Below are 12,660 nucleotides of genomic sequence, written 5' to 3' on the forward strand. Positions count from 1 at the left end.
TTATTTTTGATTAAAATACTCTTTCCATCTATCTATAATGACCGCCTCATTCTCAGAAATAATAGATTCAATCAAGGCAATATCATGCTTTTTGAATCCATGATTATAAATCTGGGTCAGAGGGGATACATTGTATTTTGCTTCATTTCCATCCTTGATAACATGGACATGAATTGGTTCATGATCATTAGAATAAAACATGAATCTGAATCCGAAAAATATAAATATTGTTGGCATCGTTTCTTTTTTTTGCAAAGATACGCTTTTCTTCTGAAAGATGCAAGGAATTTTTGGAAAATGTTTGAGGATGAGTGAGATAACAAGAAAAATGTATATCCTCGCTTGCCCGATGTGTTGGGCAAGAAGGATATACATTCGTAAGCGTCTCCGCGTTTATACCTTGCATAATTCAAAAAAAGCAGTAACAGCTGATTAAACTAATGCTGTTACTACTTTTTCCATCGGTCAGGAAGTAAGTTTCTATATTTTTCCAATGGGGTATTGGGTTGCCATTCTGCACTCCATCGCTGAAACTGCTATGAAGAACGGAAATTCGAAATTCAATGCAATTCTTGCTGTAGTACAACAGTAAGACGATTACTCATGCCCATAGGGGTGCTGAGTAGTTACCTACTTATTGATAACGTTCAAAATATCCTGACGTATCTTCTCATTGGTACCATTCACCATATAACGTATCAAGCCATCCTCACCTAGGACGATAAAGAGAGGAAAACCGCCTGAGCCAACAAATTTCACGAAATAATTATCACCATAAAGATGAGTCCAATTGAAGCCACGTGCCTCCGTTATCTTCCTTACCTTATCAGCTTTCTCGAAGTTTACAGAGAGAAATATCACATTAGGATACTTATTCTTCCACTCCGAAAGGATAGGCATTTCTCGCAAACAAGGTCCACAGCCTGAATACCATGCGTTGATTACTACCTTATGTCCCTTGAGCGACTGTTCTGTCCAAAGTTTTCCGTTCAAATCCTTGACATAGAAATGTCGATTCACCACTATACTAGGAGACAGCAAACTATCTACTTGTTCCTGTACGACATGAGTTTCCTGTGCGCTTGCTGCAAGAGGCATCATCGCCAAAAGCAACGCCATCATCATTTGTTTTATCATTTGCTATTAAATAAATCTATATACTACCTCCTTGTCTAAATTATTCTCCACGATAAAAGCCATTATTGCTCATTTCCGACCATTTCAAGAACATTTCCTGATAATTGTCTTTTACGAACTCACGAATGATTCTCAATTCTTTATTGGTCAGAACACCTTGTTCTTTTACGACAGTATCGCCATTTCCCATTACAAACAACTTGGCAGAACCTGATTCTGTTAAGTGCCGGTCACTAGCATGTACATGCATAGCTTCCACGATACAATGGGAAGTAAAATAGAGGTAATACCCACATATCATAAAGTCGTAATATTTAGGCATAAGCTTGCTCCATTAATTTTTTGTTTCGTTTCCAATACTTTTGAACGATGCTGATTTCTATATCATCCATATTGGTTTCTGTTACTTCACCCTCGCTTGTCATTACAAGAGCATGATATGGGGAGTGTAGATACACTACACGTATAAAACCTTCTTCGGTTTGCGAAAATGCATATCCGCAAACTATCATCATGGCTTTTTCTGCTACGGCTTTAATTTCTTCTTCCTTCATGATAATCTATTTTTACTGTCTTGATTGGTTTGAGAAAAGTCTCAGGATTAATATACAGATTCTTCAATATGGGCAAAAGATCAATGTACTCTTCGGTTTCTCCCATACCTTCGTAGTCGGCCATGACAACAATATATCCATTATCCCATTCCTTAACCTCTGTGTATCGTTTGAGGCATTTTGGAGTACGAAATCGGATATTACTATTGCCATATCTAAATGAAGTCATATCTCCCTGATTGGAGAGTAATGCTTCTGATGAAAGATTCACGTTGTCCATATTCTACCTCCTTATTTTAATGATTTACCTTTCATGCTGCAAAGATAAGAATAAAAATGGAATATACCAAAGATCTTTTCGAAAAATTACGTCCGGACGCGTCTGTCGCTACGTCGTGACGTAATTTTTGCTGCATCATGGTAGAAGTTTTTTGGGAAAAGTTTTGGAGATTAGGAGATAAAGTATTATCTTTGCCATCAGATTCAAAAACGAATAATCAAACTGAGTTATGATAGTAAGACCAAAGCGCATTTATCGCAAGCGCATACCATACGGCATGCAGAATTTTGAGGATGTCATAAAAGAGGATTGTTACTATGTGGACAAGACTCCTTTCATAGAGCAAATAGAAGAATCCAACAAGTATTTCTTCTTCATTCGCCCTCGCCGTTTCGGCAAGACACTTACCCTCTCCATGCTTGAGAATTACTATGACATCAACAAGAAAGACAAGTTTGATGAAATCTTTGGCAAGCTATACATCGGGCAGAATCCTACACCAGAGCATAATACATATCTCATCATCCACCTCAATTTTGCCGAGGTGGCAGCAGGATTGGATGATTATAAGGATGGACTGGACAACCATTGCCGCCTTGTATTCAATTTCTTCTGTGACATCTATGCACATATTCTTCCTGCTGGTACCAAGGAAGGATTGCAACAGGAGACTGATGCGGTATCCAAATTGAGGTTTCTTTGCCAGAAATGCCAGGAGGTGGGAAAGAAGATTTATCTCTTCATCGATGAGTACGACAACTTCACCAACATGATTCTCGCCCATGAGGAGCATCTCGTGAGGTATCGCAACCAGACCCACGGAGAGGGATACTTGCGCCAGTTCTTCAACACCATCAAGGGTGCGGCTGGCAATACTCTGGGCAGAGTGTTCGTCACGGGAGTAAGCCCTGTGACCATGGACGACCTGACCAGCGGATTCAACATCGGAACCAACTACTCGCTCTCACCTGACTTCAATGAGATGACGGGATTTACCGAGGAGGAAGTGAGAAAAATGCTGGATTATTACGGCAGCGTCCTGCCATTCAATCACACTACCGATGAGCTGATTAAGGTGATGAAGCCTTGGTACGACAACTATTGCTTCGCCGAGGAGAGATATGGTGAGACCACCATGTACAACTCGGTAATGGTGCTCAACTTCGTAGATAATTACATCCGAAGCAATTACCAAATCCCTAAGAAGATGGTAGAGACCAACATCCGTATCGACTATGACAAGTTGCGAATGCTCATCCGCCACGACAAGGAGTTCGCCCACGATGCCAGCATCATCCAGCAGTTGGTAACCCAGGGATTCGTGATAGGCACGCTCAACGAGAACTTCCCTGCCGAGCGAATCAACGACCCAGACAACTTCCTCAGCCTGCTGTTCTATTTCGGCATGGTAACGATAGACGGAACTTATGATGGTGAGACCAAGTTCATCATCCCGAATGAGGTGGTGCGTGACCAGATGTACACCTACCTGCTCGACACCTACAAGGAGAACGACTTGGTATATGATAGATATAGCAAGGGTAAACTGGAGAGCAAACTGGCTTATCATGGAGAATACAAGCCATACTTTGAATATATCGCCGACTGCCTGAAGAAGTACTCCTCCCAGCGAGACAAGCAGAAGGGAGAGGCTTTTGTGCATGGCTTCACCTTGGCGATGACAAGCCAGAACAAGTTCTATCGCCCTATCTCTGAGCTGGACAATGACGGCGGCTATGCCGACATCTTCCTCTCTCCGCTCTGTGACATCTACAAGGACATGGTAGATTCATATATCATCGAGTTGAAATATTGCAAGAGCCAAACCACAGATGAGCAAGTGAAAAAGCTCTTCGAGGAGGCTTCAGCTCAAATCTCTCGCTATGCGGACAGTGATATGGTCAGAGAGGCAGTAAAGACTACAAAGCTCCACAAGCTGGTGGTTATCTACCGCGGAGCGGAAATGGTGGCTTGCGAGGAGATATAAAACTATTTCAACCATCAGGTTGAAAATGTTTGAGAGAGATAAAAAGAAAATTTTTGGTTAGAACTCTACTTTCGCATATCTTTCCACTTAAAAAAAGTGGCACATGTGCCATAAATTTTAAGTAGAGGAATCTATTCGAGCCCACACGCATTTGCAGGTGATCCTTTTTTTGCAAAGATATGCTTTTCTTCTGAAAGAAGCAAGGATTTATTGGAAAATGTTTGAGGGTGAAGGAGATAAAAATAAAAAAGGTGTATCCTCGCTTGCCCGATGTATGGGGCAAGAAGGATACACCTTTTTATATTATGGGTTAGGATAATCTTGATTGATTTCTCTTGGGAGGAAATAACCCTTGATGCAATTAGGATTGCAGACACAAATCTGAATATGATTCTTTTCTCTGAATCCTGCATTAGGATATAGTTCCTGTCCTTCCCAAAATACTCCTTTTACAGAATCGTAAGAATGGGCATTGGCATCCTGATTGTATGTTAAAGCAGTTTGTACAACTGCACAATCCAATTTTCTAATCAATAAATCTGTAGAATTTCCGATAGATGTATTCTTCGGTAATTCAATCCCTGATTCTTTATAAACAGTAACCATAGACTCATAAGCAGCCTTTAATTCCTGAAGATATGTGCTATCTGTTAAGTCAAAACAATACCCCAAGTCTATAATTGCACCAACAACTGCAGGCTCTTTGATTTGTGAGTTCTTTCTTTTGGCTAAATCTTTAGCCCATTGCCAAGCTCGTTCCTCATTATTTTCCCAAAAATAGATGCCGTTTCCTAACCAGTCATAGTCATTAGTGCTGGAAAGAAGATCGGTCTTACCAGCAACTACGGCATCAACAACAGACTTGTCGCAGCCATGAAATCCTATTACTAGGTTGGAGCGCCTTGAATATAAAGACTTATCCATAATTATCTCAAATGTGGTGCAACTTCTCCATTAGGTAAAAGAATTCCTGCCCTAATTAAAAAGGCACGTGCTGCTTCTTTACTGGCAGTAGAAGCCTTTCTTGCAGCCTCTAATCTTTCTTGTCTTTTGCTATCAAATAAATCCATATTCTACCTCCTTGTTTTAAAAGTGAACATTTCTTCTGCAAAGATTATGCAAACGAGCGCAATGTAAGCTTGCTTACAAATTGCCGAGCGCCGCTAATCTTCTGCAAAGATTATGCCAGCGAGTGCAATGAAAGTTTACTTTCAGATTGCCGAGCGCCACTAATCTTCTGCAAAGATACGCTTTTCTTCTGAAAGATGCAAAGAATTATTGAAAAATGTTTGAGGATGAGGGAAATAATCAGAAGAATTAAAACCCCGGGGACATCACCAGCATCGAATAATCTGGGAGAGGGCCTTGCCGGGACTGCGCTGCAAAGATAATAATTAAAATGGAATATACCAAAGATCTTTTCGAAAAATTACGTCCGGACGTATCTGTAGCTACGTCGTGACGCGTCTGTCGCTACGTCGGGACGTAGGAAATACTACGTCGGGGCGTAATTTTTGCTGCATCGTGGGAGGTTTTTCGATAAAAAGCATAGAAAAACACTAAAAATTGAATAGAAAATAAGCGTTTTTGCTCAATATTTTCAACCTTTTAGCTCCAAAAACACCTCTAAAACGCCCGAAAAACGCTGTTTTTTGCAAAACGTGGCAATAGGTGACAATAAGGTGATAATAAAAAAGCCCCTTGTTGCCACCCGTTATTCTCTTATTATCAGCTACTTATAATAAGCGTGGCAAATGTGGCAATAAATTTGAGAAAAACATGTTCCTATGCGTAGAGGATCTTTGTTTCTCAAGCATCCTATCAAAATCCGATAGGTATAAATACTATTGCCATCGTTTCTTCTTGTGAAAATGTTTGAGAGTGACGAAAAGTGGTAAAACTACCACTTTTCGCTTGTAAATCATGGTGAAAGCCTTCGTTAGAGCCTTTGCAGTGACGAAAAACGGTAAGTTTACCACTTTTTGATAATACAGTATAATTATGGATATTAAAAGACAACAATATTTAGACCAACTAATCGCAAGCCAAAGGAATGGCTTGATTAAGATTATTACAGGTATCAGAAGATGTGGGTATGGTGGAAGTCAGAGAGCCAGACAAAAGTGGCAAGTTGATAAGAAAGCAGTTGGAGGTGGATTTTGTGGTGAATCAAGGAAGTCAGCGATATTACATTCAGTCAGCTTTCGCCATGCCAACATTAGAAAAAGAGGCGCAGGAATCTGCATCACTATTGAGAATTAAGGACTCTTTCAAGAAAATAATCATTGTGAAAGATGACATCAAGCCCAAGAGAAATGAAGATGGCATCCTTACAATTGGGCTGAAAGACTTCTTGTTAGACAAAAACAGTTTAAATTATTAATGCTTAAAATATGGAAAAGTGCCATTCAGCAGGAATGAACTAATTATAAATACCACATACATTATCTTTCTATTATAACCATATCTCTGCAAAAGAAGGTGGTACACAAAGTCAGCCGTGAGAAAAATTCTTGTGGCTGATTTTGTATTACGATTGTTCTACAGGATAGTCGCAAGAACGAAAGTATATAAATCAAAAAGCGATTATCAAGAATGGAAAGAAAAGGCTCAGGGGAGATTGTCCGTGGATAAGACAATCTCCCCTGAGCCAGTATTTACCTCAGTTCGGGATAAAAAATGTTGTCATGTATTGATGATCTTTGTTTCTCAAACATTCCATCAAAATCCGATAGGTATAAATACCTATTGCCATCGTTTCTTCTTGGGAAAATGTTTGAGAGAGGGGGAGATAAATAAAAAGAAAAAGGTGTATCCCTTTGCTCATTGTGTTGAGCAATAAGGATACACCTTTATTATATAATTTGTTACTTGGTGCTTGGAACAAATCTTTCAACACCTGACGCGAAAGTACCTGCTTTAACATAATATACCATAGCGATATAGACCTTACCATTTGGCAATATTGCACTCGGCATATTAGCTAATTTATTAGTTATAGCATCAGCCATGAAAAGGGCTCCGTTGCTTCCTAGTGTAAATGGTGTTGTCTGTGCAGGAACTATAATGACCTTGCCTCCATCACCATATTTACTGGTAGTGTCATCTGTTATAGAGAATGTAACATGTTTGCCTATGCCCCAGAAATCCTTAAAGCGATATGTTGTAGGATCATCATCCTTGTATTGAAGTGTTGTCGCTTTAGATTCACCAAAACTTTTTGCTGCGCCCTCGCAGAAATAATATGTTCCTGCGCTTACAGTAGTCCATGTATATCCTGTAAAGTCAGTTGAGACTAGTGATAAAGAACCATTACCTTTTGCAACAACAGTAATAGTATTATCACCTATCAAATTCTTTACGGTATAATCAGTATTGGCAGCACCAGTTGCACCTTCGACTTTCTGTCCTTTTTCAACAACATAATTTTTATAACCATCTTCACCCATTTCTTTTATATGGGCATTATAGTTTTCTGTTTTTTCTGCAAGAAGATAAACTTCTTGTGTTGCTGAATTTGTTGCAATTCGAAGCTGAGTATCAACATCTGGATCATTTGGAGCAGAAGCTACATATTGATATAAAGTTACACGAGCACTGCCATCATTTCCTTCATCTGTTCCCTCATCTGCAGAACATGCTGTAAACATTGCTACTGAGATAAGAGCAAAGAACAAACCATAAATATATTTTTTCATATTCTTCTTTCTTTATTTAATTATACAATGTTTACCAAACATACTCTTCTGAGTTTTCTGTAGGAGTAACTGGTGTAGGATTGTTAACCAAAGCATGGTTTACATCAGCTTCTGAACCAACGATACAGAGTGTCATCCAATCTGGAACCTTAGTTGTGTTCCATTTGTCACCATCGAAATGGTTAGAGTTAGCATAACTGCGGATGATACCCTTGTTAAGACGCTTGATGTCGAATGTTGCAAATCCCTCACCCCAGAGTTCAACACGACGCTGCCACCATACTTCGTTCTGGAATTTAGATGTTGAAGTATTACCATATGCCTCATTGTGCTTACCATACTCATATTGTGGGTCACGCTTCTTTGCAAATTCCGTAAGCATCTCAATACCTTTGCTTTCATTCTGCATACCAGCTGCTTCGATTTCGATGAGCTTCATTTCCTCAACACGCATCAATGGTACGTCTACTGCACCAGCAGTTGCTAATGGCTGATCGCATGCACCATTTACTGGACGGAACTTTACAGAAAGACCACCTACATTGCCACCATATGTAGCAGCAGCGGCACCAGCTTTTAAGATATAGCTTGGTTCATTGCTATATTTTGCCAATGCTTTGAGTTTTTCTGCGTTTGTTGCTAAATTGTCGATATTGAAGTCAACAAAGCAGTTCTTGCGGAAGTCAGTTGCTGGAATTGTCTCATAAAGATGACGATCCACAACGAGAGGAAAACCATAGTTTGCGGCATAACCACAATCTCCCTTCTTACCACCGATTTCGATAATCATCTGTGAAGCCCAAGATGTATCACCATCATTGTCACGCAAGTTTGGATCATCAGACTTGAAGTGAGTAGCAAACATCCATGAGCTGTTGGCTGTATTGAAACCTGTGGTCTTGCTTGTATATTCTTCACCTGTCATCTCGGTATAGCCTTGCTGAGCCAATTTGGCATATTTCTCAGCGTTAGCCCAATCTTCCATTGTGAGATATGCACGAGCCTTCAAACCATATACAACAGAGAGATCAGGAGTATATTTGTTCTCACGCTTATAACCTGCAAGGTATTCTTCTGCCTTATTCAAGTCAGAAAGAATAAACTCAAACATCTTCTCATTGGTCAGACGAGGGTTGTTATACATGTCTTCAGTACCCTTTTCTGTTATCAATGGAACAGTTAATGCTTCTTTATTCTTGCCATAAGTTTCAGGTGCATACATACGAGCCAAGTCCATGTAGAACATAGCACGCATTGCATATGCGATACCTTCACCAGCCTTAAATTTCTCATCAGGGTTTTCACCACCAAGTGAAAGAACAGTATTACAGTTCTTAATCCAACCATAGTAATATGTCCATGGCAACTGGCATGCCGCATAGCGTGGTCCTAAACCGATACCAGATGCATACCAAGTCTGGTACCAGCTACCATCATTTGCCAAGGCAATATCTTGTCCCATGACATCACGCTGCAAGAAGAATGATGTGTAACCAAAATCCCATGGACGCATGTCGCTGCCACTATAAGTAAATTGACCACTCAAAGAAGAGGTGATGTTATTGACAAAGTTATCGAAAGCTCCTGGAGCTTGTGATGCTTGGTCTGTTGTGACATAGTTGCCATAACCTTCTGGCTCATATTCTTCTATACAGCCAGTAAGAGAAGAAAGTGTAAATGTGGCAATAGCCAAAGAAACTATATATTTTTTCATATTGAAGTTCTTTTTATTATTAAATAACAACTTAGAATGTTACTTGGATACCTCCAGAGATGTTTCGTGTTGGAGAGTAAACGCTAGTATAACCACTTCCTTCGTATGAGTAACGTGGGTCAAGACCCTTACGTGCTGACCAGAAACAGAGATTCTCACCTGCGCAATAAACACGAATCTTGGAAACCATTGGGATAAGACCCTTTGGTAATGTATAACCTACGGTGAATGACTGGAAGTTGAAGTAGCCGGCATTCGTCAAGAAACGATCTGATGTAGCTGTGCTATACAGGTCGCCATACTGCCAACGAGGAATGTTGCTTGATGTGTTGTTAGGACTCCAAGACTTAATGTAATCCTTATGTATAGCGTGACCTGCATCATTTCCACTCTGGGCTGGTGCCATCAATGTTGCATACTGGACATCATATACCTTACCGCCAATCTGATAATCGAATGTTGCAGCGAGGTCGAATCCCTTATAACGGAAACTTGTAGACAAACCACCGAACACCTTAGGGAGCAAAGATCCCTGCTCATAGTAAGATGCCTTGTTGATGTTAGTTGTAGTATAGTCCTTAGACTTACCTGGCTGTGCACCTGTTGTAGTTGCATTGCCGTCAATCTTTTCATCTACCCAGTAGAGAGCTTCACCCTTCTCGTTTACACCAGCGTATGAAGGAAGGTATGCGTTATACATAGGACCACCCTCACGATACCAATACTGGTATGTTTTACCAGTGTTTGACTCACTAAAACCACCATATTGTTCTGTCTTCATTGTTGGCAACTTCAATACCTTTGTTGCGTTATGTGACATATTTGCAGTGATTGACCAGTCGATGTCCTTTGTACGTACCAATACTCCTGTGAGTACCAATTCGATACCTGTATTACGCATATTGCCAATATTGGTGTAGTAGCCACGGGAACCCTGTGACTCAGGAATTGACAACCAGAAGAGCAAGTCTGTGGTCTTCTTTGAATAGAAGTCAAAACTACCCATCAAACGATGCTTGAGGAAACTGAACTCAACACCAAGGTTCAAATTGGTAGTTGTCTCCCAAGTAATGTCTTTGTTACCCATACGATAGAAGGTTGGTGACATTAATGTATTGGAAGCCTTAGAAACCGTATAGAGGTCTGTATATGCCCAGTTTCCGATGTTATCATTACCTTGCTGACCGATAGATGCCTTAACCTTCAACTCATCAACGAAAGGAGCATTAAACCACTTCTCTTTGTTGATAAGCCAAGCACCACCGAGCGACCAGAAGTTACCCCAACGATTTTCCTTGGCGAAACGTGAAGATGCATCACGACGGTAAGAAGCAGAAGCGAAATACTTGTCATCATAGTTGTATTGTGCACGGCCAAAGAAACCTTCAACGTTGTAATTCAACTTATATGAACCATTGTCCTTCTTGTTAGCGAAAGCATTCAACTCTGTAATTGAAGGTGAAAAACCACCCTCACCCTGCGCATTCAGGTATTTGCGAGTCAATTTATAATACTCATGACCGAGGAGAACATCAACATTATGCTTGCCGAAGTTCTTCATGAAAGTCAAAGTTTGAGTATTATTGGTGCGAAGATCTGCTAAGTTGTACTTAGTTAACTGACCATTAACACCTGCCTTAGGTCCCTCGTATGCATTCTCGTAATCAGAGAAGTCTTCCATGCCATAAATAACGGTACTTGTGGCATTAAATTTCAACCAATCTGTAATTTTAATATCAGCGAAAACGGAACCATTAATTTGGTTGATACCTTTTTCTACCTTGTTGTAACGATTGCTACCCAATGGGTTACCAGTAGAAAGGAAAGGACGAGTTACACCATAATTCTTAGGCAAACCATAATCATACATATCGTGACCATATGAATCTTTCTTGATTGCTACATTTCCGTTAGCATCAATTGTACGCACGTAGATAGGGTAGATTGGTGCAATTGAAGAAACGAAATACATCAAGTTGGTTGAGTTGGTCTCATCACTCAGATTAGGGTTTGACTGGGTTGTAGAATGAACGTACTGAGCGTTGACACCTACCTTCAGCCATTTCTTAGCTTGATAATCAGCCTTCAAACGAGCGCTGATACGCTCATAGCTACTGTTGGCAATAACACCGTCATCGCTCAAATAGCCTAAACTTGTATAATAAGATGAACGGTCTGTTGCACCTTTGATGCTAATATTATAGTCCTGACGGAGAGCATCCTTATAGGCAGCTTTGTTCCAGTCGTCAGCAGTCATATAATACTTTTCACCATTCAATTCGTATGTACGTCCAAGTGTAGCATTTGGATTCAACTTACCATTAATACCGATAAGCTGTTCGTTCTCAGGTACAGTATATGCGTTATAAGCCAACTGTGAAAGCATAGAAGAATTTGCCTTCAAGTTTGCATTGGCAGCGCTCATACCCTGACCATAGTAATAGTTGTTGTACAACTGAGCATAATATGCCTCATAATACTGACCTGGATCTTTAATTACATCATACTCAGGAACGGCACGAGAGTTAGAACCCCACTTCATGTCAATAGAAACCTCAGCTTCCTTGTTTTTACCATTCTTTGTTGTAATCAGAATAACACCAGCAGCACCACGAGCACCATAAAGTGCAGCAGATGCAGCATCTTTCAATACGGTTACAGATTCAATATCATCTGTTGGGATAGAAGAAAGGTTTCCTGGATAAGGAGCACCATCAACGATTACCAATGGGTCAGTAGCTGCATACATAGAAGCAATACCACGAATATTGACACCATTGTTGTCTGAACCAGGCTGTCCTGATGCACCCCGCAACTGAAGACCAGGTACAGAACCTACCAAAGCGTCTGTTACGTTGGTAGAAATCTTCTTTGAAAGTTCTTCAGAACCTACTACGGCTGCAGAACCGGTAAATGCACTCTTCTTAGCAGTACCGAAAGCTACAACCATGACTTCATCCAATGCATGATTGTCTGGGTCAAGAACAATTTTCATGTTCTTGGCAGCCTTTACAGTCTTGCTGATCATGCCGATGTAAGAAATCTCCAACTTGGCATTTGCTGGAGCAGCCAGTGAGAAATTACCGTCAACATCGGTAATAGTACCGGTTTGTGTACCAACAACTTTGATAGAGGCACCAATGACTGGGCTTCCATCCTCAGAAGAGGTAATAGTACCGGAAACTTGAGTTTGCGCCAACGCCATTCCTAAACTAAGGAAGAGGCAGGCAATAAACGTCATGAGTCTTTTTTCCATAAATCTCTCTCGTTTAATTAATTAATAAATATAT

The 12,660-nt window shown here is 40.3% G+C and carries 12 protein-coding genes and 1 pseudogene; 3 read left to right on the forward strand and 10 right to left on the reverse strand.

Annotated features, from left to right (window positions below):
- From NQ544_RS12585 to NQ544_RS12605, 5 genes are all read right to left on the reverse strand, one after another.
- Nucleotides 1-237: a DUF4160 domain-containing protein gene (locus NQ544_RS12585; protein WP_040553191.1), complete on the reverse strand. Its 237-nt coding sequence runs from the start codon at nucleotides 235-237 to the stop codon at nucleotides 1-3.
- Between the two features lie 393 nt (nucleotides 238-630).
- A complete protein-coding gene (locus NQ544_RS12590; protein WP_006847685.1) occupies nucleotides 631-1,137 on the reverse strand; it encodes a TlpA family protein disulfide reductase in 507 nt (168 codons plus the stop codon).
- A 40-nt stretch (nucleotides 1,138-1,177) separates the two neighbouring features.
- The gene (locus NQ544_RS12595; protein WP_208855000.1) at nucleotides 1,178-1,438 is read right to left on the reverse strand and encodes a DUF4160 domain-containing protein; all 261 of its coding nucleotides are present in this window, start codon (nucleotides 1,436-1,438) and stop codon (nucleotides 1,178-1,180) included.
- Between the two features lie 13 nt (nucleotides 1,439-1,451).
- Nucleotides 1,452-1,691 carry a DUF7723 family protein gene (locus NQ544_RS12600; protein WP_006847683.1) on the reverse strand — a complete coding sequence of 80 codons (240 nt, stop codon included), beginning with the start codon at nucleotides 1,689-1,691 and terminating at the stop codon, nucleotides 1,452-1,454.
- On the reverse strand, nucleotides 1,672-1,971 hold the full coding sequence (locus NQ544_RS12605; RefSeq protein ID WP_006847682.1) for a DUF7724 family protein: 300 nt from the start codon (nucleotides 1,969-1,971) through the stop codon (nucleotides 1,672-1,674). Before NQ544_RS12605 ends, NQ544_RS12600 begins: the two co-directional genes overlap by 20 nt.
- Nucleotides 1,972-2,200: 229 nt before the next feature.
- Between NQ544_RS12605 and NQ544_RS12610 the strand changes: the two genes are divergently transcribed.
- Nucleotides 2,201-3,958, forward strand: coding sequence for an ATP-binding protein (locus NQ544_RS12610; protein WP_228023638.1), 1,758 nt, complete (start codon nucleotides 2,201-2,203; stop codon nucleotides 3,956-3,958).
- A gap of 303 nt (nucleotides 3,959-4,261) precedes the next feature.
- Here NQ544_RS12610 and NQ544_RS12615 read toward each other — a convergent pair whose 3' ends face one another.
- Both NQ544_RS12615 and NQ544_RS12620 read right to left on the reverse strand, forming a co-directional pair.
- Nucleotides 4,262-4,882: a hypothetical protein gene (locus NQ544_RS12615; RefSeq protein WP_006847678.1), complete on the reverse strand. Its 621-nt coding sequence runs from the start codon at nucleotides 4,880-4,882 to the stop codon at nucleotides 4,262-4,264.
- Between the two features lie 2 nt (nucleotides 4,883-4,884).
- Nucleotides 4,885-5,028, reverse strand: a complete 144-nt coding sequence (locus NQ544_RS12620) for a hypothetical protein (RefSeq protein ID WP_006847677.1) — start codon at nucleotides 5,026-5,028, stop codon at nucleotides 4,885-4,887.
- A gap of 1,013 nt (nucleotides 5,029-6,041) precedes the next feature.
- Here NQ544_RS12620 and NQ544_RS12625 point away from each other — a divergent pair.
- Together NQ544_RS12625 and NQ544_RS12630 are read left to right on the forward strand one after the other, a co-directional pair.
- A pseudogene (locus tag NQ544_RS12625) lies at nucleotides 6,042-6,341 on the forward strand (ATP-binding protein); the annotation flags it as partial.
- A 132-nt stretch (nucleotides 6,342-6,473) separates the two neighbouring features.
- Complete coding sequence (locus NQ544_RS12630; RefSeq protein ID WP_153134031.1) at nucleotides 6,474-6,800, forward strand: hypothetical protein; 327 nt, start codon at nucleotides 6,474-6,476, stop codon at nucleotides 6,798-6,800.
- A gap of 25 nt (nucleotides 6,801-6,825) precedes the next feature.
- Here NQ544_RS12630 and NQ544_RS12635 read toward each other — a convergent pair whose 3' ends face one another.
- The 3 genes from NQ544_RS12635 to NQ544_RS12645 are packed head-to-tail and all read right to left on the reverse strand — an operon-like array spanning nucleotide 6,826 to nucleotide 12,626.
- Nucleotides 6,826-7,656 (reverse strand): hypothetical protein, encoded by an 831-nt coding sequence (locus NQ544_RS12635; RefSeq protein ID WP_006847673.1) that lies wholly within the window; start codon nucleotides 7,654-7,656, stop codon nucleotides 6,826-6,828.
- Nucleotides 7,657-7,687: 31 nt separating this feature from the next.
- Complete coding sequence (locus tag NQ544_RS12640; protein WP_006847672.1) at nucleotides 7,688-9,370, reverse strand: RagB/SusD family nutrient uptake outer membrane protein; 1,683 nt, start codon at nucleotides 9,368-9,370, stop codon at nucleotides 7,688-7,690.
- Nucleotides 9,371-9,401: 31 nt separating this feature from the next.
- Nucleotides 9,402-12,626, reverse strand: coding sequence for a SusC/RagA family TonB-linked outer membrane protein (locus NQ544_RS12645; RefSeq protein ID WP_006847671.1), 3,225 nt, complete (start codon nucleotides 12,624-12,626; stop codon nucleotides 9,402-9,404).
- Nucleotides 12,627-12,660 lie beyond the last annotated feature (34 nt).

This window comes from Segatella copri DSM 18205 (assembly GCF_025151535.1).
Taxonomy (GTDB): Bacteria; Bacteroidota; Bacteroidia; order Bacteroidales; family Bacteroidaceae; genus Prevotella; species Prevotella copri.

Coding starts and splice junctions, on each gene's coding strand:
- NQ544_RS12585 (WP_040553191.1), bottom strand. CDS start 237: ATGCCAACAATATTTATATTTTTCGGATTCAGATTCATGTTTTATTCT.
- NQ544_RS12590 (WP_006847685.1), bottom strand. CDS start 1,137: ATGATAAAACAAATGATGATGGCGTTGCTTTTGGCGATGATGCCTCTT.
- NQ544_RS12595 (WP_208855000.1), bottom strand. CDS start 1,438: ATGATATGTGGGTATTACCTCTATTTTACTTCCCATTGTATCGTGGAA.
- NQ544_RS12600 (WP_006847683.1), bottom strand. CDS start 1,691: ATGAAGGAAGAAGAAATTAAAGCCGTAGCAGAAAAAGCCATGATGATA.
- NQ544_RS12605 (WP_006847682.1), bottom strand. CDS start 1,971: ATGGACAACGTGAATCTTTCATCAGAAGCATTACTCTCCAATCAGGGA.
- NQ544_RS12610 (WP_228023638.1), top strand. CDS start 2,201: ATGATAGTAAGACCAAAGCGCATTTATCGCAAGCGCATACCATACGGC.
- NQ544_RS12615 (WP_006847678.1), bottom strand. CDS start 4,882: ATGGATAAGTCTTTATATTCAAGGCGCTCCAACCTAGTAATAGGATTT.
- NQ544_RS12620 (WP_006847677.1), bottom strand. CDS start 5,028: ATGGATTTATTTGATAGCAAAAGACAAGAAAGATTAGAGGCTGCAAGA.
- NQ544_RS12635 (WP_006847673.1), bottom strand. CDS start 7,656: ATGAAAAAATATATTTATGGTTTGTTCTTTGCTCTTATCTCAGTAGCA.
- NQ544_RS12640 (WP_006847672.1), bottom strand. CDS start 9,370: ATGAAAAAATATATAGTTTCTTTGGCTATTGCCACATTTACACTTTCT.
- NQ544_RS12645 (WP_006847671.1), bottom strand. CDS start 12,626: ATGGAAAAAAGACTCATGACGTTTATTGCCTGCCTCTTCCTTAGTTTA.